The sequence below is a fragment of the Streptomyces sp. JHA26 genome (assembly GCF_002005565.1).
Lineage (GTDB): Bacteria > Actinomycetota > Actinomycetes > Streptomycetales > Streptomycetaceae > Streptomyces.
Window position 1 is genome coordinate 71,988 of the sequence record NZ_BDJC01000015.1, and the last position, 20,894, is coordinate 92,881.

The following is a 20,894-nucleotide window of genomic DNA, read 5'->3' on the forward strand; positions in this document are numbered from 1 at the left end:
AGGTCAGATCTGCGCCATGTCCACGAACCGCGAGTAGTGGCCCTGGAAGGCGACCGTGATGGTCGCCGTCGGACCGTTTCGGTGCTTGGCCACGATCAGGTCGGCCTCGCCCGCGCGCGGCGACTCCTTCTCGTAGGCGTCCTCACGGTGCAGCAGGATCACCATGTCGGCGTCCTGCTCGATGGAGCCGGACTCACGCAGGTCGGACACCATCGGCTTCTTGTCGGTGCGCTGCTCGGGACCACGGTTCAGCTGGGAGAGCGCGATGACGGGGATCTCCAGCTCCTTGGCGAGGAGCTTGAGGTTACGGGACATGTCCGAGACCTCCTGCTGACGGCTCTCGGCGCGCTTGGACCCGCCGGACTGCATCAGCTGGAGATAGTCGATGACCACCAGCTTGAGATCGTTGCGCTGCTTGAGCCGGCGGCACTTGGCGCGGATCTCCATCATCGACAGATTCGGGGAGTCGTCGATGTAGAGCGGCGCGGCCGAGACGTCCGGCATCCGGCGGGCCAGACGCGTCCAGTCGTCGTCCGTCATCGTGCCCGACCGCATGTGGTGCAGCGCGACACGGGCCTCGGCGGACAGCAGGCGCATCGCGATCTCGTTGCGCCCCATTTCGAGCGAGAAGATGACGCTCGGCAGATTGTTCTTGATCGAGGCCGCCCGCGCGAAGTCCAGCGCAAGCGTCGACTTTCCCATGGCGGGACGCGCGGCGATGACGATCATCTGGCCCGGGTGCAGACCGTTGGTGAGCGAGTCGAAGTCGGTGAATCCGGTGGGCACGCCGGTCATCTCGCCGCTGCGCGACCCGATCGCCTCGATCTCGTCGAGCGCGCCCTCCATGATGTCGCCGAGCGGCAGGTAGTCCTCGCTGGTGCGCTGCTCGGTGACGGCGTAGATCTCGGCCTGGGCACGGTTGACGATCTCGTCCACGTCGTCGTCGGCCGCGTATCCCATCTGCGTGATCCGCGTGCCGGCCTCCACCAGGCGGCGCAGGACGGCACGCTCGTGCACGATCTCCGCGTAGTAGGCGGCGTTCGCGGCCGTGGGCACGGTCTGGACGAGCGTGTGCAGATACGAGGCGCCGCCGACCTTGTTGATCTCACCGCGCTTGGTGAGCTCGGCGGCGATCGTGATGGGGTCGGCCGGCTCCCCCTTGGCGTAGATGTCGAGGATCGCCTGGTAGATCGTCTCGTGGGCCGGCTTGTAGAAGTCGTGGCCCTTGAGGATCTCGACGACGTCCGCGATGGCGTCCTTGGACAGCAGCATGCCGCCGAGGACGGACTGCTCGGCCTCCAGGTCCTGCGGCGGTACCCGCTCGAACGCGGACGGTCCGGCGCCGTCCCACGCGCCGCTGTCCCGGCCGCGCTCGTGCTGGTCGTCACGGCTTCCGGCGCTGTCACCACGACGCCGGGAAGCGGGCAGACGATCACTGGGACCGCTGTCGGCCCACGGGTCGTCCAAGGGCTCGGAAATGCTCACCGAGCCACCTCCTCCCGTCCGCCGCGCGGACCTCGCCGTGCTCCACATTCCTACGGCACGGCACTGACACATAAGACGCCCGACTCCGGTTCTGACGCGTCGGTTTTGTGAGGGTTCACCGACCGTCGGACGGAGCAGGCGCCGGACCACCGTAGGCCCGCGGACACCGACAGCCAATCTGGTTATCCACAGGCCGTGTGGACGACTGGCCAGATGCTGTGGACAACTCCTCGAAAGCTGTGCACGACTCGGTGGACAGCCCTGTGAACAAGCCCTCTCTGCAGTCATGAGCACGCACGTGACCTGCGATTTCGCCATCCACGGGCTGTGCAGAAGAAAAACTTTCCCCATCGAGTCAAGATCACTTCGAACCGTGCACAAGAGCACACCGGACGCGAGGACGAGTAAGGGTTTCTCACGCATTGCATCCCTTACCTGTGGACGATTAGATTGGTGCTCATGACACAGGCCCCCGCGCGCTCCCGCACCGTCCGACGCCGGCACGACCGAGAGATCGTCGCGCTGGCCGTCCCAGCCTTCGGGGCGCTCGTCGCCGAACCCCTCTTCGTCATGGCCGACAGCGCCATCGTCGGCCATCTCGGTACCGCACAACTCGCCGGACTCGGCATCGCCTCGGCCCTGCTGACCACAGCCGTCAGCGTCTTCGTCTTCCTCGCCTACGCCACCACGGCGGCCGTCGCCCGGCGCGTCGGGGCGGGCGATCTGCAGTCCGCCATCCGACAGGGCATGGACGGCATCTGGCTGGCACTGCTGCTCGGCGCCGCTGTCATAGCCGTCGTCCTGCCCACGGCTCCGTCACTGGTGGACCTCTTCGGCGCCTCCGACACCGCCGCCCCGTACGCCGTCACCTATCTGCGGATCTCCTCGCTCGGCATTCCGGCCATGCTCGTCGTGCTCGCCTCGACCGGTGTCCTGCGAGGCCTGCAGGACACCCGGACCCCGCTCTACGTGGCCGTCGCGGGATTCGTCGCCAACGGCGTTCTCAACCTCGGGCTCGTCTACGGCGCCGGCCTCGGCATCGCGGGCTCCGCCTGGGGAACCGTCGTCGCCCAGCTCGGCATGGCCGCGGTGTACCTCGGGGTGGTCGTCCGCGGGGCACGCAGACACGGCGCGTCCCTGCGTCCGGACGCCGTCGGCATCAGGGCCTCCGCCCAGGCCGGCGTGCCGTTGCTCGTACGCACTCTCTCTCTGCGGGCGATCCTCATGATCGCCACGGCCGTGGCGGCTCGGCTCGGGGACGCCGACATCGCGGCCCACCAGATCATCCTGTCCTTGTGGAGCCTGCTCGCCTTCGCCCTCGACGCGATCGCCATCGCCGGGCAGGCCATCATCGGGCGCTACCTGGGAGCCGGTGACACCCAGGGCGCCCGGGACGCCTGTCGCAGGATGGTCGAGTGGGGCATCGCGGTCGGGATCCTCCTGGGTCTGCTCGTGGTGCTGACCCGGCCGGCGTTCTTGCCCTTGTTCACCGGTGACTCCTCCGTCAAGGACGCCGCACTGCCCGCTCTGGTGATCGTGGCCCTCTCCCAGCCGATCTGCGGTGTGGTCTTCGTCCTGGACGGCGTTCTGATGGGCGCGGGAGACGGTCCGTACCTCGCCTGGGCGATGCTGCTCACCCTGGCGGTCTTCACTCCCGCCGCGCTTCTCGTCCCGACGCTCGGCGGTGGGCTCACCGCACTGTGGGGGGCCATGACGTTGATGATGACGATGCGCATGCTGACGCTGTGGTGGCGCACGCGCTCGGGCCACTGGATCGTCACCGGCGCGACACGTTGACCGTTCCACGTGAAACACGCTGGTCCACGGCAATCCCCGGCCTCGACCAGCCCGGCGCCCCGCCCCACACGACAATGGGGCCGCACCCCCGACCGGGAGTGCGGCCCCATCTCATCGCTTCAGCGAGAGCCAGGCTCAGGCGGAAACAACCTCGATGTTGACCGTGGCGGCAACCTCGGGGTGCAGACGCACGGACGTCTCGTGGGCGCCCAGGGTCTTGATCGGCGAGCCCAGTTCGATGCGGCGCTTGTCGACCTCGGGGCCACCGGCAGCCTTGATCGCCGAGGCGACGTCGGCCGGGGTGACGGAACCGAAGAGACGACCAGCGTCGCCGGAGCGGACGGCCAGACGGACCTTCACACCTTCCAGCTGGGCCTTCACCTGGTTGGCCTGCTCGATGGTCTGGATCTCGTGGATCTTGCGAGCACGACGGATCTGCTCGACGTCCTTCTCGCCACCCTTGGTCCAGCGGATAGCGAACTTCCGCGGGATCAGGTAGTTGCGAGCGTAGCCGTCCTTGACGTCGACGACGTCGCCCGCGGCGCCGAGGCCGGAGACCTCGTGGGTGAGGATGATCTTCATGAGTCGGTCACCCTTCCCTTATCGCGCGGTGGACGTGTAGGGCAGCAGCGCCATCTCACGGCTGTTCTTGACGGCCGTGGCGACGTCACGCTGGTGCTGCGTGCAGTTGCCGGTCACGCGACGGGCACGGATCTTGCCGCGGTCGGAAATGAACTTCCGCAGCATGTTCGTGTCCTTGTAGTCCACGTACGTGACCTTGTCCTTGCAGAATGCGCAGACCTTCTTCTTCGGCTTGCGCACAGGCGGCTTAGCATGATGTTTCTCCTGTGTGATCAAGAAGTGTGGGTGGAGCCCGCCTAGAAGGGGGGCTCGTCCGAGTAGCCGCCGCCGCTGCCGGAGCCACCGCCCCAGCCACCGCCGCCGCCCTGGTTGCCACCGGCGGGAGCGCCCGTGGCCCACGGGTCGTCGGCGGGAGCGCCGCCGCCCTGCTGGCCGCCGCCGGGGCCGCCGCCCCAGCCGCCGCCACCCTGGCCGCCACCGCCGCCGTAACCGCCCTGACCGCCGCGGCCCTGGCCGGAGGTCTTGGTGACCTTGGCCGTGGCGTTGCGCAGGCTGGCACCGACCTCGTCGACGTCCAGCTCGTAGACCGTGCGCTTGACGCCCTCACGGTCCTCGTAGGACCGCTGCTTCAGCCGGCCCTGCACGATGACGCGCATGCCTCGCTGGAGCGACTCGGCGACGTTCTCCGCCGCCTGACGCCAGACCGAGCAGGTCAGGAAGAGGCTCTCGCCGTCCTTCCACTCGTTCGTCTGGCGGTCGAAGGTGCGGGGGGTCGACGCGACACGGAACTTCGCGACGGCCGCACCGGACGGGGTGAAGCGCAGCTCGGGGTCGTCGACAAGATTGCCGACGACCGTGATGACGGTCTCGCCTGCCATGGGGGAACCTCTCGGCGGGTTTGCTGCTGGCTGCTTGTGCTGCTACTCGAATCCCGGGATTCGACTGAGCGAAATCGCTCAGTGCATCTCGGGACGGAGGACCTTGGTCCGGAGGACCGACTCGTTCAGGTTCATCTGGCGGTCGAGCTCCTTGACGACCGCAGGCTCGGCCTGCAGGTCGATGACCGAGTAGATGCCCTCGGGCTTCTTCTTGATCTCGTACGAGAGACGACGACGGCCCCAGGTGTCGACCTTCTCGACCTTTCCGCCGCCGTCACGGACGACAGAGAGGAAGTTCTCGATCAGCGGGGAGACAGCGCGCTCCTCGAGATCGGGGTCGAGGATGACCATCACCTCGTAGTGACGCATGTGGAACCCACCTCCTTTGGACTCAGCGGCCACGGTCGTTCCGTGGCAGGAGGGTTGCGATGCGTTGTGCACCGGCATCAGCGAGTAAAGCAGGACCCACTGACAATCGGGCCTCCTCCGAGGAGGTGACCCGGCCGGGCCGACAGCAGACACCAGTGCAGAAGGTACAGAGTACCCGGCCGTCGGCTTGCGGTTGAAATCAGGCCGCAGGGGGACGCAATCTGTACACAACGGACGCGCAGGGCGAAGACAGACTGCCTTCGGCTGGAGGTTTCCCCATGGCACAGATCATGCGACCCGCCAAACCCAGGACCGGCCTGCTGGCCACCGATGGCAAACCGCACCCGCTCCAGGACACGCTGATGGCCGTGACCCTGGTGCTCGGAGTGATCTCCCTCGTGACCGCGGGCTTTCCAGGACTCCACCTCCTGGCGTCCTGGGCCGGACTGATCGGTGTCCTGATCGGTGGATACGGCCAGTTCATCTCCGAGACGACGCGTGAGCGCTTCGGCCTGGTGCTGGGTATAGGAGCCTCCGCGATCGGCCTCTACTTCGGCATGGCCCACGGCGGGCTGTTCAGCACCTTCGGTGGATTCGTCGGCGGCTGACCCACGGACCGCGCCGGCCCTCGGGACGGCGCGGTCCCCCGTACGCCGGACGGGGCGCTCACGGGGCGCAGTAGGCTTCGCGCGAGAGCCGGAGCCCCTGAACCCATGGGGACACACCAGCCCGAGGAGCGCCCCGAATGAGCCTGACCCTGAGGACCATCAGCCGCGAGCAGCATCTGGCATTCATCCAGAGCCTGCCGGCGGCGAGTCACATGCAGGTGCCGGCCTGGGCGGACGTCAAAGCGGAATGGCGCTCGGAGAACCTCGGATGGTTCGACGACCGGACCGGTCACCTGGTCGGTGTGGGCCTCGTGCTGTACCGGCAGCTGCCCAAGATCAAGCGTTACCTCGCCTACCTCCCCGAGGGCCCGGTCATCAACTGGTTCGCGCCGAACCTCCAGGACTGGATCGAGCCCATGCTGGCGCACCTGAAGCAGCAGGGCGCCTTCTCGGTGAAGATGGGCCCGCCGGTGATCATCCGGCGCTGGGACGCCGCGTCGATCAAGAAGGGCATCCAGGACCCCGACGTCAAGCGGCTGCGCGACATAGAGGCCGACCACATCGAGCCGCGCGCCTTCGAGGTGGCCGACAAGCTGCGCCGCATGGGCTGGCAGCAGGGCGAGGACGGCGGCGCCGGCTTCGGTGACGTGCAGCCCCGCTACGTCTTCCAGGTACCGCTGGCCAACCGGTCCCTGGAGGAGGTCCACAAGAACTTCAACCAGCTGTGGCGCCGCAACATCAAGAAGGCCGAGAAGGCCGGCGTCGAGGTCGTCCAGGGCGGCTACCACGACCTCGAGGAGTGGCAGCGCCTGTACGAGATCACCGCCGTGCGCGACCACTTCCGGCCGCGGCCGCTGTCGTACTTCCAGCGCATGTGGGCGGCCCTCAACAACGAGGACCCCAACCGCATGCGCCTGTACTTCGCCCGGCACAACGGGGTGAACCTGTCGGCGGCGACGATGCTGGTCGTCGGCGGGCACGTCTGGTACTCCTACGGCGCCTCCGACAACATCGGCCGCGAGGTCCGGCCCTCGAACGCGATGCAGTGGGCGATGCTGCGCGACGCCTACGCCCTCGGGGCCACCGTCTACGACCTGCGCGGCATCTCCGACTCCCTGGACGAGAGCGACCACCTCTTCGGTCTGATCCAGTTCAAGGTCGGCACGGGCGGGCAGGCGGCCGAGTACCTCGGGGAGTGGGACTTCCCGCTGAACAAACTGCTGCACAAGGCGCTCGACATCTACATGTCGCGCCGCTGACCCACGTCCCCCGCTCCAGTAGCGTCGGGGAGGGCTTCCCCGGCTCCGACGAGTTTCCCCACCTCTGACACACCGCAGCCACGAGAAAGGTTCCAGGTCCGGCCATGGCGCTCACGCTCTACGTCGACACCGCGCGCTGGCGGGCGCACCACAAGCACGTGCAGGAGCAGTTCCCCGGGCTGGTCCCGGTCTGCAAGGGCAACGGCTACGGCTTCGGACACGAGCGGCTGGCGGAGGAGGCCACGCGCCTGGGTTCCGACATCCTCGCCGTGGGCACGACGTACGAGGCCGCTCGGATCAAGGACTTCTTCGGCGGTGACCTGCTGGTGTTGACGCCGTACCGGCGCGGCGAGGAGCCGGTGCCGCTGCCCGACCGGGTCGTGCGCTCCGTGTCCTCCATCGACGGCGTGTACGGCCTGGTGGGCGCGCGCGTGGTCATCGAGGTGATGTCCTCGATGAAGCGGCACGGCATCGGCGAGCAGGACCTGCCGCAGCTGCACGCCGCCATAGAGAACGTCCGGCTGGAAGGCTTCGCCATCCATCTGCCGCTGGACCGCGCCGACGGCTCGGACGCCGTCGAGGAGGTCATCGGGTGGATGGACCGGCTGCGTGCGGCCCGTCTGCCGCTGCACACGATGTTCGTCAGCCACCTCAAGGCTGACGAACTCGCCCGCCTCCAGCAGCAGTTCCCGCAGACCCGGTTCCGCGCGCGCATCGGGACGCGGCTGTGGCTGGGGGACCACGAGGCCACCGAGTACCGCGGCGCCGTGCTGGACGTCACCCGCGTGGCCAAGGGGGAGCGCTTCGGCTACCGGCAGCAGAAGGCGGCCTCCGACGGTTTCCTGGTGGTCGTGGCGGGCGGTACCTCCCACGGCGTGGGCCTGGAGGCGCCGAAGGCGCTGCACGGTGTCATGCCGCGCGCCAAGGGCGTCGCCCGGGCGGGCCTGGCCACGGTCAACCGGAACCTGTCGCCGTTCGTCTGGGGCGGCAAGCAGCGTTGGTTCGCGGAACCTCCGCACATGCAGGTGTCGATCCTGTTCGTGCCCTCCGACGCGCCGGAGCCGAAGGTCGGTGACGAGCTGGTGGCACATCTGCGGCACACCACCACGCAGTTCGACCGCATCGTCGACCGCTGAGGTTCACGTCCGCGGCCGACGGCCCCGGAACCGGCGAAAGGGCCGTACACGGTTGCCCGTGTACGGCCCTTTCCGCGGTCCGGCGCCCGGAGGGCCGTCCGCGGTGTGCCCGCCGGTGCCGGTTCGCTCAGAGCGAACCGCCGGGCTGCCGACCGACACCCCATTCCACCCGGGGTCCTTCGAGACGGGCCGCGTGGAGCGTGGGACGAGCGGCGGGACCGAGGACGAAGACGTCCTCGGCGCCGTCGAGCACACCGCCCGAGGGGTCGTCGTCGCCGGTCCGCCGGACCGGGTCACGGTCCGGCATGAGGATGTCGCGGACGACCATGACACACAGGTACAGCGTGCCCAGCAGGTGAACGCCGATGGCCCAGTGATAGCCGTCCGTGGGCAGGCCCTTGTGGGCGTCTCCGCTGGTGGTGTAGGCGAGGTACATCCAGATGCCCAGGAAGTAGGTCACCTCGCACACCTGCCAGATCAGGAAGTCCCGCCACTTCGGCCGGGCCAGTACGGCCAGCGGCACCAGCCAGAGGACGTATTGCGGCGAGTAGACCTTGTTGGTGAGGATGAACGCCGCGACGATGAGGAAGGCGAGCTGGACGAACCGCGGACGTCGCGGGGCGGTCAGCGTGAGCGCCGCGATGGCACCGCAGCACAGCAGCATCAGGAGCATCGCGAGCGTGTTGACGGTCTCGGTGCTGGGCGGCGCGTCGGAGTTCTGGACGATGATCAGCCAGAAGGACCCGAAGTCGACGCCGCGTTCCTGGCTGAACGTGTAGAACTTCGACCAGCCGTCGAAGGCGAAGAGCATCACCGGCAGGTTCACCACGAGCCAGGCGCCGACCGCGCCCCCCAGCGCCTTGCCGAACTCCCGCCACGTGCCCGCACGCCAGCACAGCAGGAGCAACGGGCCGAGGATGAGGAAGGGGTAGAGTTTGGCGGCCGTGGCCAGCCCCAGCAGCACACCGAAGGCGAGCGCACGCCCCCGCGACCACATCAGGATCGCCGCGGCCGTCAGGGCGACCGCCAGCAGGTCCCAGTTGACGGTCGCGGTCAACGCGAAGGCCGGCGCCAGCGCGACCAGCAGGCCGTCCCAGGGGCGCCGGGTGTGCACACGGGTGACGCAGACGGTGATGACGACCGCGCACACCATGAGCATCCCGGCATTCACCATCCAGTACCACTGCTCCTGGTCCTGGATGGTGCCGCTTCCCGGGGTGAGCCAGGACGCCACCTCCATGAACACACCGGTCAGCACCGGGTACTCGAGGTACTCCATGTCGCCGGGGAGCTTGTCGAAGTAGGGCACGAGCCCGTCGACGAACCCACGGCCCTGATAGAGGTGCGGGATGTCCGAGTAGCAGGCATGCGTGTACTGGGAGCTGGCGCCGAAGAACCACGCCCCGTTGTAACAGGGCGCCTTCTGGACCAGGCCGAGCACGAACACGCCGATCGCCACGAGCGCGATCACCCGCACCGGGGTCCACCAGGAGGTCCCGAGCAGGGCACGACGGCCGAGGGGACCGCCGATCAGCTCGCTGCCTGCCGCTGCGACCGCGTCCTCCCTGGTCGGCGGTACCCGCTCCGGTTCGTGCACGCGCGCTGGCGTCGATTCTGCACTGGGCATGGGGCACATCCTGCCGTACGCGCCCGGAAACGCGGCGGGGCCGCCGCGCCCTGACGGGTGCGGCGGCCCCTGTTTCACGTGAAACAAGCGGGTGTTTCACGTGAAACACGCACGCCGGGCATGCGGGTGACTACCCGCTCGAACCCCAGATGGTGCCTCCTGGCCCGTTTCCGTTGCCGTTCCCGTTGCCGTTGCCGTCACCCTCGTCGTCCGTCGCGCTGTCCGAGGGCGAGGGCGACGGACTGCCGTCACCGCCGACGGTGTCATTGTCGCCGCCCTCGTTGCCGTTGTTGTCCCCGTTGTTGCACTCCCAGTCGAAGACACCGCAGGTCTCGGTCGGTGTGGGCGACGGACTGGTCGAGGTCTGGCTGGGCGTTGGACTCGGTGACGGGCTCGACTCCTCCGTCCGGGAAGGTGTGGGAGACGGGCTCGGCGGCGGGGTGTCGTTGAGGACCTCCCCGATGGGTTCCGGCTTCGGGAACTTCTTCGCCGGCTCGCCCTTCAGGGCCTGCTCCATGTAGTCGTGCCAGATCTCCGACGGGAACGACGCACCGTGGATCTTGTCCTGGTTGCCCGTGCCGTACATCTCCAGGAACCTACGGTTCTTGATGGACTCGTCGTCCGGGTAGCGGAACATGCTGATCGCGGTCGACAACTGCGGGGTGTACCCGACGAACCAGGCGGACTTGTTGCCGTCCGTGGTACCGGTCTTGCCCGCCACCTCGCGTCCCGGCAGCTTGGCGTTGGAACCCGTGCCGTCCTCGACGACGGTCTTCAGGACGTCCGTGACGTTGTCCGCGACCTTCGCGGTGAATGCCTGGTCGGGTTCCTGGTCCTTGTGCGTGTGGATCGTCCTGCCCTCGCGCACCACCTTCGTGACGGAGAAGGGATCACGCTGCTTGCCGCTGGCCGCGAAGGTGGCGTACGAGCTCGCCATGCGGATCGCACTGGGATCCGAGACGCCGATGGAGAACGACGGGTAGCTGGTGCCCGCCAGGCTGCTCTCCAGGAGGCCCGCGTCCACTGCGGCCTCCTTCACCTTGTCCAGACCGACGTCCATGCCGAGTTGCACGTAGGCGGAGTTCACCGACTCCCGCATGGCCTCGCGCAGGTCGATCTTGTAGTCCGGCGGATCACCGACCGAGTCCTTGCCGTCGTTCTCCTGCCGCCACTGCTCGCCCTCCTCGTTCGTCCAGACCGACCCGTCGTAATTCTTGATCTTGAGGTTGTTCTGGCCGCTGTAGAGACTCTTCGGGGAGACCACGGTGCGCGCGTCCTGGGGCTGGTCCTCGGGGCCGTCGGGATCGCGCACGCCCCACTTCATCGCCGCCGCGAGCACGAACGGCTTGAACGTCGAACCGACCTGGGCACCGGTCACATCGGCGTTGTTGGTGAAGTGCTTGGTCGCGTCGGCACCGCCGTAGATGGCTTCGATGGCACCCGTCTCAGGGTTCACGGACGCCCCGCCGAACTGGACGTGGGTGTCGGTCTTGGGACGTTTCTCGGGCTTGATGTTCGCCTTGTAGACCTTCGTGACCGAGGCTTCGAGCTCTTGGACCTTCTTCTTGTCGAAGGTCGTGTGGATCTCGTACCCCCCCTGGTCCAGCTGGTCCTGTGTCGCGATGCCGTCCTTGATCAGGGACGCCTTGGCGAGATCGACGAGGTAACCGATCTGGCCGCCCAACTGGGTGTTCGACCGCGGGTTCTGCACCGTGGGGAGCTCGGTGTACTTGGCCCGCTCCGCCTGGTCCAAGTGCCCGTACTCGACCATCTTGTCGAGCGTGTCCTGCATCTGGCGGAGCGCGCGCCTCTTGTTGTCCGCCGGGGTGGCAGCCGGGTCGATCGACGTGGCACCCGCGGGGTCGTAGTAGGTGGCGCCCTTGAGAACGGCCGAGAGGAGGGCGCACTCGCCCGGGTTGAGCTTCTCGGCGTCCTTGTTGAAGTACGCCCGCGCCGCGGCCTGGATGCCGTAGGCCCCGCGGCCGTAGTACGCGGAGTTCAGGTAACCCTCGAGGATCTTGTCCTTGTCGACCTCGGTACCCACCTTGACCGAGACGAGGATCTCCTTGGCCTTGCGGGAGATCGTCTGCGACTGGTCCTCCAGCATCGCGTTCTTGACGTACTGCTGGGTGATGGTCGAGCCACCCTGCGTCTCGCCGCCCCGGGCCATGTTGAACACGGCGCGGGCGATGCCCATGGGGTCGATGCCGCTGTCGGAGTAGAAGGTTTTGTTCTCCTGGGAGATGACGGCGTTCTGCATCGCCTTGGGGATCTGGGGGAGTTTGATCACCTGACGGTTGCGCTCACCACCCGTGGCGACCATCACCTCGCCGTCGGACCAGTAGTACACGTTGTTCTGCGCGGTCGCCGTCTTGGCGATGTCGGGGATGCCGACCATGGCGTACGCGATGCCGACGGCGGCCACCAGGCCGCCGAAGAAGGTGATGCAGAGACCCGAGACGAGCTTCCAGGAGGGCACCCAGCGTCGCCATCCGTCCCGGTCGCACCGCGGGTAGTCGATCAGCCGCTTCTTGCCGGAAGCCACCACTCGGCCTCGCCCGGGACCGCTCGCGGCGCCACCCGCCCGCCGACCGCCACGGGCCGGCTCGGCCGCTCTGCGACGACCGCCTCCACTCCGTTGTGCCGCGCGCCGGGCTTCGGCACGCCCCCCGTAGGGGCGCTCCTCGTCCTCCGGACCGTACGAGCCGGACGGAGACCCTGTGGCGCCTCGCGGTGCCGCACGGCGGCCGGAGGACGAGCCGGACTGACCGCGTCGGGCCGCGGCACGTCCGCCTCCCTGCGGCTGCGGCGGTTTGCGACGGTGCTCGCTCATCGAACGACTACTCCTCGGGCAGGCGCACCTTTGCGCGCCTGGAAAAGGCGGCTGGTTTCAGGTCCCCCCGAAGTACGGATGCGGCCCCTACCGCATTCACCCGTACTGCACCGGGGACGAGGACGCCCCCACGCGTCACTCGGTTCCCGGCAGTCTGCATGGCGCACAGACTACGCATCGCCGAAACCCCCGAGTCTCGAAGTTCACCTCAAATCAGGCAACTTGCTCACGGGGAATCGCTGATGTGATCCCGTTCACCCATGCACCTCTTGTCGCACACGGAAGGTCGTTCTATCGTCGTGATGTATCGAGTCGATACATCAACGCGGCATAAGGACGAGAGGAGGCGACGATGAGCCGGCGTTCCGGAATCCTCGAGTTCGCCGTACTCGGCCTGCTCCGCGAATCCCCGATGCACGGCTACGAGCTGCGCAAGCGGCTCAACACGTCACTCGGTGTGTTCCGTGCGTTCAGCTACGGGACGCTGTACCCCTGCCTCAAGACGCTGGTCGCCAACGGCTGGTTGATCGAGGAACCGGGGAACGTCGGCGAGGCCGCCGCCTCCCTCACCGGGCGTCGCGCCAAGATCGTCTACCGGTTGACGGCCGACGGTAAGGATCACTTCGAGCAGCTCCTCTCACAGACCGGACCCGACGCGTACGAGGACGAGACCTTCGCCGCTCGCTTCGCGTTCTTCGGGCAGACGTCGCGTGACGTGCGCATGCGCGTGCTCGAGGGCCGACGCAGCCGGCTGGAGGAGCGCCTGGAGAAGATGCGGGCCTCCCTGGCCCGCACCCGGGAACGCCTCGACGACTACACGCTCGAGCTCCAGCGCCACGGAATGGAGTCCGTGGAGCGCGAAGTGCGCTGGTTGAACGAGCTCATCGAGAGCGAGCGGGCGGGGCGGGACCTGCGGGGTTCCGCCGCCGAGGGGACCGCTCGACAGGACACGACATCTGGAACGACGGGCGGCCTGCCCCGGCCCGGGGACGAGCCCCGGCCGGATACGCCCGGCGACACCGCCACGTGAGAGCCCAGTCAGGGCCTCACTCGTACACACAGGGAGCAACCGGAATGGGTTCGGTTCGCGTAGCCATCGTCGGCGTGGGCAACTGCGCCGCATCGCTGGTGCAGGGCGTCGAGTACTACAAGGACGCCGATCCGGCGGCCAAGGTCCCGGGCCTGATGCACGTCCAGTTCGGCGACTACCACGTCCGTGACATCGAGTTCGTCGCCGCCTTCGACGTGGACGCCAAGAAGGTCGGCCTCGACCTCGCGGACGCCATCGGCGCCTCCGAGAACAACACCATCAAGATCTGCGACGTGCCGAACAGCGGCGTCCAGGTCCAGCGCGGCCACACCCTCGACGGTCTCGGCAAGTACTACCGCGAGACCATCGAGGAGTCCACCGAGGCCCCGGTCGACGTCGTCCAGGTCCTCAAGGACAAGCAGGTCGACGTCCTCGTCTGCTACCTGCCCGTCGGCTCCGAGGACGCGGCGAAGTTCTACGCCCAGTGCGCCATCGACGCCAAGGTCGCCTTCGTCAACGCCCTCCCGGTCTTCATCGCCGGCACCAAGGAGTGGGCGGACAAGTTCACCGAGGCCGGTGTCCCGATCGTCGGTGACGACATCAAGTCGCAGGTCGGCGCCACCATCACGCACCGCGTCATGGCGAAGCTGTTCGAGGACCGCGGTGTCATCCTGGACCGCACCATGCAGCTGAACGTCGGCGGCAACATGGACTTCAAGAACATGCTCGAGCGCGACCGCCTCGAGTCCAAGAAGATCTCCAAGACGCAGGCCGTCACCTCCCAGATCCCCGACCGGGACCTCGGCGAGAAGAACGTCCACATCGGCCCGTCCGACTACGTGGCCTGGCTGGACGACCGCAAGTGGGCCTACGTCCGCCTCGAGGGCCGTGCGTTCGGCGACGTCCCGCTGAACCTGGAGTACAAGCTCGAGGTCTGGGACTCCCCGAACTCGGCCGGCGTCATCATCGACGCCCTGCGCGCCGCGAAGATCGCCAAGGACCGCGGCATCGGCGGCCCCGTCCTGTCGGCGTCGAGCTACTTCATGAAGTCCCCGCCGGTCCAGTACTTCGACGACGAGGCCCGCGAGAACGTCGAGAAGTTCATCAAGGGCGAGGTCGAGCGCTGAGCACGCCCGACTGAAGTCCGCTGAAGGTCCCTGGGTCGCACGACCCGGGGACCTTCGCGTATGTGAGGCTGTGCCCCATGGCCGTCGTCCGTGACCTGCGCGTCCTGCTGCGCCTGAAGGGGTTCCGGCGCCTGCTCGCCGTACGTCTGCTCTCCCAGGGCGCCGACGGCGTCTACCAGATCGCGCTCGCCACCTACGTGGTCTTCTCGCCGGAGAAGCAGACCTCGGCCGCCGCGATCGCCTCCGCGATGGCGGTCCTGCTGCTCCCGTACTCGCTGGTGGGGCCCTTCGCCGGCGTCCTGCTGGACCGCTGGCGCCGCCGCCAGGTCTTTCTGTACGGCAACCTGCTGCGCGCCCTGCTCGCCTCCGTGACCGCGGTGCTGATGGTCGCCTCCGTCCCGGACTGGCTCTTCTACGTCTCCGCCCTGTGCGTCACCGCCGTCAACCGTTTCGTCCTCGCGGGCCTGTCCGCCGCGCTGCCGCGCGTGGTCGACGCGGAGCGTCTGGTGGTCGCGAACTCCGTCTCCCCGACGGCGGGCACCCTGGCGGCGACGGCCGGTGGCGGTCTGGCCTTCGTCGTGCGCCTCGTGGTCGCGGACTCCGACGCCGCCGTGGTGCTGCTCGGGGCGGTCCTGTACCTGTGCGGCGCGCTGGCATCGCTGCGCATGGCGGTGGGATCACTGGGCCCCGACCGCACACCGGCCCGGCCGCGTCTCGCGTCGGCGCTCGCGGACACGGCCCGGGACCTGGTGGCCGGAGTACGCCATCTCCTCGCGCCGGAACGCCGGGGCGCCGCCTGGGCGCTCGCCGCCATGACGCTGATGCGCTTCTGCTACGGCGCCCTGCTCGTCCTCCTGTTGATGCTGTGCCGGTACGCCCTGACGTCGGAGGCGGACAAGGGGCTCGCGCTGCTGGGGCTGGCCCTGGGGGTCTCCGGCGCCGGTTTCTTCGCCGCGGCGGTGATCACGCCCTGGGCGGCCGGGCGCTTCGGTCCCGGCCGCTGGATGGCCGTGTGCGCGGGCGCCGCCGCGGTTCTGGTCCCTGCCCTCGGACTGCCGTTCGCCACCGTGCCCCTGCTCGCCGCGGCGTTCGTCCTGGGGATCGTGACCCAGAGCTCGAAGATCGCGACCGACACGATCGTGCAGTCCTCGGTCGACGACGCCTTCCGTGGCCGGATCTTCTCCGTCTACGACGTGCTCTTCAACATGGCCTTCGTCGCCGCCGCAGCGGTGGCGGCGCTGATGCTGCCACCGGACGGCCGGTCGGTACCGCTGGTCGTCACCGTCGCCGCCGTCTATGGAGCAGTTGCCCTCACTATGGTCCGTTTTGGCAGCCAGTAAGTGTCACATCAGTGACACAGAGCCCCACTGGGTTACAGAGATGTCGGTGGGGGCCGGTAACTTACGTGCGTCTCATTCGCGCCATGCACGCGTCATGCACCCATATCTAGGGGGACCCCCAGTGACTACTCCGCCGCCCCAGGGCAACCCGTTCGCGCAGGGCCAGCCGCAGGCCCCGCAGCAGCCCCAGGGGCAGAACCCCTACGCGCAGGGCCAGCCGGGCTTCCCTCAGCAGCCCGGCCAGCCCGGCTTCCCCCAGCAGGGTGTCCCGTACGCTCCGGTCCCCCCGCAGCAGCCGCAGCGCAAGGTCAGCTTCAAGCTGATCAAGAACATCGTCATCGTCGTGGCCGTCCTCGGCGCGGTCGTCGGCGGCTACATAGCCAGCCGCGACGACGCCAACACGGCGTCGGTCGGCGACTGCATGCACCGCGGCAGCACCGACGACAACGACCCGGACCTCGAGGTCGTCGACTGCTCGGACGCGAAGGCCCAGTACGAGGTGCTGGCGAAGGTCGAGGGTTCGTTCCTCACCGACACGATGGCCCAGAGCAAGTGTGCGGCCGAGGCCAAGGACTTCCAGTACGTCTACACCGAGAGCGGCGACGGCAAGGACTTCCTGCTCTGCCTGAAGGACTACAAGAAGTAAGGCGGACGCCTCATATGCCGCAAGGGGCGGTGTTTCACGTGAAACACCGCCCCTTCGTCTGCCCGGGTCGTGTTTCACGTGAAACACGACCCGGTCCCACGGCTCATGCCTCCCGGTCGGCCCACCACGTCTTGAGTGCCGCCACCGCGGCGTCGTGACCCATCGGCCCGTTCTCCAGCCGAAGCTCCAGCAGGTACTTGTACGCCTGACCGACAACAGGCCCCGGCTTCACACCCAGGATCTCCATGACCTGGTTGCCGTCCAGGTCCGGGCGGATGGCGTCCAGTTCCTCCTGCTCCTGGAGCTTCGCGATCCGCTCCTCCAGGCCGTCGTACGCCCGCGAGAGAGCGGCAGCCTTGCGCTTGTTGCGGGTCGTGCAGTCCGAGCGTGTCAGCTTGTGGAGACGGTCGAGCAGCGGGCCGGCGTCCCGGACGTAGCGGCGGACCGCCGAGTCCGTCCACTCGCCCGTGCCGTATCCGTGGAAGCGCAGGTGCAGCTCGACCAGGCGCGAGACGTCCTTCACCAGGTCGTTGGAGTACTTGAGCGCGGCCATGCGCTTCTTCGTCATCTTGGCCCCGACCACTTCGTGGTGGTGGAACGAGACCCGACCGTCCTTCTCGAACCGGCGCGTGCGCGGCTTGCCGATGTCGTGCAGCAGGGCGGCCAGCCGGAGAACCAGATCGGGGCCCTCGGTCTCCAGGGCCATCGCCTGCTCCAGGACGATGAGCGTGTGGTCGTAGACGTCCTTGTGCCGGTGGTGCTCGTCCCGCTCCAGACGCAGAGCGGGCAGCTCGGGCAGGACATGCTCGGCGAGGCCGGTGTCCACGAGCAGCGTCAGCCCCTTGCGCGGGTGAGCGGAGAGGATGAGTTTGTTCAGCTCGTCCCGGACCCGCTCGGCGGAGACGATCTCGATCCGTCCGGCCATGTCCTTCATGGCCGTGACGACCTCGGGAGCCACCGAGAAGTCGAGCTGGGCGGCGAAGCGCGCGGCCCGCATCATCCGGAGCGGGTCGTCGGAGAACGAATCCTCCGGAGTGCCGGGAGTGCGCAGCACACGGGCCGCGAGGTCGTCGAGTCCGCCGTGCGGGTCGATGAACTCCTTCTCCGGGAGCGCGACGGCCATGGCGTTCACGGTGAAGTCCCGCCGGACGAGATCCTCCTCGATGGAGTCCCCGTACGACACCTCCGGCTTGCGCGACGTGCGGTCGTACGCCTCCGACCGGTAGGTGGTCACCTCGATCTGGTAACCGTCCTTCTGCGCCCCGACCGTGCCGAACGCGATCCCGACCTCCCAGACGGCGTCCGCCCACGGCCGCACGATCTTCAGCACGTCCTGCGGGCGGGCATCGGTCGTGAAGTCCAGGTCGTTGCCGAGCCTGCCGAGCAACGCGTCCCGGACCGAGCCACCGACCAGGGCGAGAGAGAACCCGGCCTCCTGGAAACGGCGGGCGAGGTCGTCGGCGACAGGCGCTACCCGCAGCAGTTCGCTCACCGCGCGAGGCTGCGCCTGACTCATGGCACTGGGATTGACTTCGTTGGCGTTCGGCACAACAGAACAGGGTACGTGGCCCGGACGAAGCCGGTCTCCTCCCTTTGTCCGCGCACCGGACCTCTCCCCTTGCCGGAGCACTCCTCTCTATAGAGGCACATACGGGACAGCCCGCTGCGCGGCGGATCTCGGGGCGCACTCCGCGGCACTTCCCCTCGACGCGCATCGTTACCATGCGTGGACGCACATTCCGACGACCACTGACACGACGAGGGACGGGCGAGCGCGTGGCCGAGGCGGCAGACTTCCAGGGGACCAGTCCCTCACCTGCCCGCCGGTGGCTTCGGCACACCGCGGCACTGCTCGCCGGTGCGCCTCTGCTGGCCGGCCTGGTCCAGCTGCCCGCCGGTTCCGCTTACGCCGGCGGAACGGCGATCGCCAAGGCCGACTCGGACCCCGGCACGGTGGCCGTCGCCGTCGACTCGCTCACCCCGTCCGCCCCGACCGAGGGGGACACGGTGACCGTGTCCGGCACCGTGACCAACAACGGCAAACAGACGGTCACCAAGGCCCATGTCGGACTGCGTGTGGGACCCGAGGTCAACACCCGCTCGTCCGTCGACGCGATCGCCGAGGACGGCACCGACCTGTCGGGATCCATCCCTCCGGAGATCGACGACAAGTACACGGCGAAGTTCTCCGCGCTCGCCCCCGGTGTCGCCGAGCACTTCAACATCTCCGTCCCGGCCGACGAGCTGGACCTCGGCGATGACGGCGTCTACGAGTTCGCCGTCTCGCTCTCCGGGCAGACCTCCACGCAGCCGTGGGAGCGGATCCTCGGCATCCAGCGCACCTTCCTGCCCTGGAAGCCCGACGCGGCCCGCCCGAAGACGAAGACGACGTACCTCTGGCCCCTCGTCTCCACCACCCACATGGCCGCCGAGACGGGCCCGAACGAAGAACAGACTCCGGTCTTCCTCAACGAGGATCTGGCCAAGGAGATCTCTCCCGGAGGTCGCCTGAACCAGATGGTCGCGCTGGGCAAGGACCTCGACGTCACCTGGGTGGTCGACCCCGATCTGCTCGCCTCCGTCGACGCGATGACGGGCAGCTACCAGGTCCGCAGCGGGGACGACACCGTTCGCGGCACCCACCAGGACGTCGCCAAGCAGTGGCTCGCCGACCTGCAGGAGGCGGTGGCCGACAAGGAAGTCGTCGCCCTGCCCTTCGCCGATCCCGACCTGGCCTCCCTCGCCCACAACGGCACGGACATCGCCGGGTCGCTGAGTCAGTTGAAGGAAGCCACGGACGTCGTCGGCAACACGGTCCCGCCGATCCTCCACGTGAAACCGAGCACGGACTTCGCCTGGCCCGTGGAGGGCGCGGTCGACCGGTCGATCGTCAAGGTCGCCACCTCGGCGGGCGCCGACAAGGTGATCGCCCGCAGCGACAGCCTCCGGGAGACCAGCGGCCTGCCGTACACCCCTTCGGCCGCGCGTCCCATCGGCGGCGGGACCACCGCCGTCGTCGCGGACGCCCGGCTGTCCACGGCGTTCGAGGGCGACCTCGTGAAGGCGTCCGCGTCCACGCTCGCGGTGCAGCGGTTCCTCGCCCAGAGCCTGGCTCTGAACCTTCAGACAGGCAAGCAGCGCAGCATCGTCGTCGCCCCTCAGCGCATGCCCTCCGGCAGCCAGGCCCGTGCGATGGCCGAGGCGCTGAGAGCACTCCAGGACGGCACCTGGTCCGAGTCCCAGAAGCTGGCGGAGGCCGCCGCGGCCAAGCCCGACCCCGACGCCACCACCAAGGTGCCGGGCTCCTCCTCCTACCCCTCGGCGCTGCGCAAGAAGGAGCTGCCCCGATCGGCGTTCACGCAGATCGCGCAGACACAGGGCAAGCTCGACAACTTCAAGGTCGTCCTGTCGGACCCGTCCCGGGTGGTGACGCCCTTCGGCCGATCCCTGAACCGGGAGATGTCCGCGTCCTGGCGGGGCCGGGCCGCGGAGGCGGAGTCGTTCCGCACCGGTGTGAGGTCGTACCTCGACGGGCTGACCGGCCGGGTCAGGCTGATCGACAAGTCGGAGACGAAGCTGTCCGGCCGTAGTGCCACGATTCCCGTGACGGTGCAGAACAACCTGGTGCAGGACGTCGGCCCCCTGGTGCTGCGGCTCACCTCGACGAATCCGACACGTCTCGAGATCGACGGCGCGGCCTACCAGGAGCAGCCGGTTTCCGTCTCCGGTGGCCACAGTCAGTCGGTGAAGTTCACCACGTCCGCCAATGCCAACGGCCGGGCCACGGTGATCGCCCAGCTGTACACCATGGACGGACGGCCGTACGGCAAGGCCGTCACGTTCGACGTGAAAGTCACCGAGATCACGGCCACGGTGATGCTGGTCATCGGCGGCGGCGTCCTGCTCCTCGTCCTCGCCGGCTTCCGTATGTACACCCAGCGCAAGCGGGCCGCCGCCCGTGCGGCCGACAAGAGCGATCCCGGTGAGGACCGGGAAGCCGGGAGCGACGAGGAAAGCACCCAGAGCCCCGATGACCCCGAGGCGCGTCCCAAGGAGTCCGGGACACGCTCCCGGGCAGATGCCCCGGAGCAGCCGAGTGACCCGGCACCGGACACCGCGACGGAAAACGGTGACCCGTCCGGCACGGGTGAGAGAGTGGACCGTTGAGGATGTCGTG

Annotated in this window: 17 protein-coding genes; 9 read left to right on the forward strand and 8 right to left on the reverse strand. The window is 68.3% G+C overall.

What is annotated here, in order from left to right; genetic code table 11:
* Nucleotides 1-3 precede the first annotated feature (3 nt).
* Nucleotides 4-1,485 carry a replicative DNA helicase gene (gene dnaB, locus JHAT_RS12330; protein WP_077798155.1) on the reverse strand — a complete coding sequence of 494 codons (1,482 nt, stop codon included), beginning with the start codon at nucleotides 1,483-1,485 and terminating at the stop codon, nucleotides 4-6.
* A 459-nt stretch (nucleotides 1,486-1,944) separates the two neighbouring features.
* Here dnaB and JHAT_RS12335 point away from each other — a divergent pair, with 459 nt between their 5' ends.
* Entirely contained in the window at nucleotides 1,945-3,282 is a 1,338-nt protein-coding gene (locus JHAT_RS12335; protein ID WP_077798156.1) for an MATE family efflux transporter, read from the forward strand.
* A gap of 135 nt (nucleotides 3,283-3,417) precedes the next feature.
* Here the strand turns inward: JHAT_RS12335 and rplI are convergent, their stop codons facing one another.
* From rplI to rpsF, 4 genes are all read right to left on the reverse strand, one after another.
* Nucleotides 3,418-3,864 carry a 50S ribosomal protein L9 gene (gene rplI, locus JHAT_RS12340; RefSeq protein ID WP_077798157.1) on the reverse strand — a complete coding sequence of 149 codons (447 nt, stop codon included), beginning with the start codon at nucleotides 3,862-3,864 and terminating at the stop codon, nucleotides 3,418-3,420.
* 18 nt (nucleotides 3,865-3,882) lie between these two features.
* Nucleotides 3,883-4,137, reverse strand: a complete 255-nt coding sequence (rpsR, locus tag JHAT_RS12345; RefSeq protein ID WP_077798211.1) for a 30S ribosomal protein S18 — start codon at nucleotides 4,135-4,137, stop codon at nucleotides 3,883-3,885.
* 23 nt (nucleotides 4,138-4,160) lie between these two features.
* Nucleotides 4,161-4,742, reverse strand: coding sequence for a single-stranded DNA-binding protein (locus tag JHAT_RS12350; protein WP_077798158.1), 582 nt, complete (start codon nucleotides 4,740-4,742; stop codon nucleotides 4,161-4,163).
* A 78-nt stretch (nucleotides 4,743-4,820) separates the two neighbouring features.
* Nucleotides 4,821-5,111: a 30S ribosomal protein S6 gene (gene rpsF, locus JHAT_RS12355; protein WP_077798159.1), complete on the reverse strand. Its 291-nt coding sequence runs from the start codon at nucleotides 5,109-5,111 to the stop codon at nucleotides 4,821-4,823.
* A gap of 278 nt (nucleotides 5,112-5,389) precedes the next feature.
* On the opposite strand from rpsF, the gene JHAT_RS12360 reads away from it, so the two are divergent.
* From JHAT_RS12360 to JHAT_RS12370, 3 genes are all read left to right on the forward strand, one after another.
* A complete protein-coding gene (locus JHAT_RS12360) occupies nucleotides 5,390-5,719 on the forward strand; it encodes a hypothetical protein (protein WP_077798160.1) in 330 nt (109 codons plus the stop codon).
* 137 nt (nucleotides 5,720-5,856) lie between these two features.
* Complete coding sequence (gene femX, locus JHAT_RS12365; RefSeq protein ID WP_077798161.1) at nucleotides 5,857-6,978, forward strand: peptidoglycan bridge formation glycyltransferase FemX; 1,122 nt, start codon at nucleotides 5,857-5,859, stop codon at nucleotides 6,976-6,978.
* 104 nt (nucleotides 6,979-7,082) lie between these two features.
* Nucleotides 7,083-8,114: an alanine racemase gene (locus JHAT_RS12370; RefSeq protein ID WP_077798162.1), complete on the forward strand. Its 1,032-nt coding sequence runs from the start codon at nucleotides 7,083-7,085 to the stop codon at nucleotides 8,112-8,114.
* Nucleotides 8,115-8,241: 127 nt separating this feature from the next.
* On the opposite strand, the gene JHAT_RS12375 is transcribed toward JHAT_RS12370, so the two are convergent.
* Nucleotides 8,242-9,750, reverse strand: coding sequence for a glycosyltransferase family 87 protein (locus JHAT_RS12375; RefSeq protein ID WP_077798163.1), 1,509 nt, complete (start codon nucleotides 9,748-9,750; stop codon nucleotides 8,242-8,244).
* 121 nt (nucleotides 9,751-9,871) lie between these two features.
* Nucleotides 9,872-12,574, reverse strand: a complete 2,703-nt coding sequence (locus JHAT_RS12380) for a transglycosylase domain-containing protein (protein ID WP_171990856.1) — start codon at nucleotides 12,572-12,574, stop codon at nucleotides 9,872-9,874.
* A gap of 352 nt (nucleotides 12,575-12,926) precedes the next feature.
* Here JHAT_RS12380 and JHAT_RS12385 point away from each other — a divergent pair, with 352 nt between their 5' ends.
* From JHAT_RS12385 to JHAT_RS12400, 4 genes are all read left to right on the forward strand, one after another.
* On the forward strand, nucleotides 12,927-13,604 hold the full coding sequence (locus JHAT_RS12385; RefSeq protein WP_077798164.1) for a PadR family transcriptional regulator: 678 nt from the start codon (nucleotides 12,927-12,929) through the stop codon (nucleotides 13,602-13,604).
* A gap of 44 nt (nucleotides 13,605-13,648) precedes the next feature.
* The gene (locus JHAT_RS12390) at nucleotides 13,649-14,731 is read left to right on the forward strand and encodes an inositol-3-phosphate synthase (protein ID WP_077798165.1); all 1,083 of its coding nucleotides are present in this window, start codon (nucleotides 13,649-13,651) and stop codon (nucleotides 14,729-14,731) included.
* A 77-nt stretch (nucleotides 14,732-14,808) separates the two neighbouring features.
* Nucleotides 14,809-16,071 carry an MFS transporter gene (locus JHAT_RS12395; protein WP_077798166.1) on the forward strand — a complete coding sequence of 421 codons (1,263 nt, stop codon included), beginning with the start codon at nucleotides 14,809-14,811 and terminating at the stop codon, nucleotides 16,069-16,071.
* A 121-nt stretch (nucleotides 16,072-16,192) separates the two neighbouring features.
* A complete protein-coding gene (locus JHAT_RS12400) occupies nucleotides 16,193-16,717 on the forward strand; it encodes a hypothetical protein (protein ID WP_077798167.1) in 525 nt (174 codons plus the stop codon).
* A gap of 103 nt (nucleotides 16,718-16,820) precedes the next feature.
* On the opposite strand, the gene JHAT_RS12405 is transcribed toward JHAT_RS12400, so the two are convergent.
* A complete protein-coding gene (locus JHAT_RS12405) occupies nucleotides 16,821-18,266 on the reverse strand; it encodes a CCA tRNA nucleotidyltransferase (protein ID WP_077798168.1) in 1,446 nt (481 codons plus the stop codon).
* Between the two features lie 227 nt (nucleotides 18,267-18,493).
* Here JHAT_RS12405 and JHAT_RS12410 point away from each other — a divergent pair, with 227 nt between their 5' ends.
* Nucleotides 18,494-20,884, forward strand: a complete 2,391-nt coding sequence (locus JHAT_RS12410; RefSeq protein ID WP_077798169.1) for a DUF6049 family protein — start codon at nucleotides 18,494-18,496, stop codon at nucleotides 20,882-20,884.
* The last annotated feature ends 10 nt before the right edge of the window (nucleotides 20,885-20,894 follow it).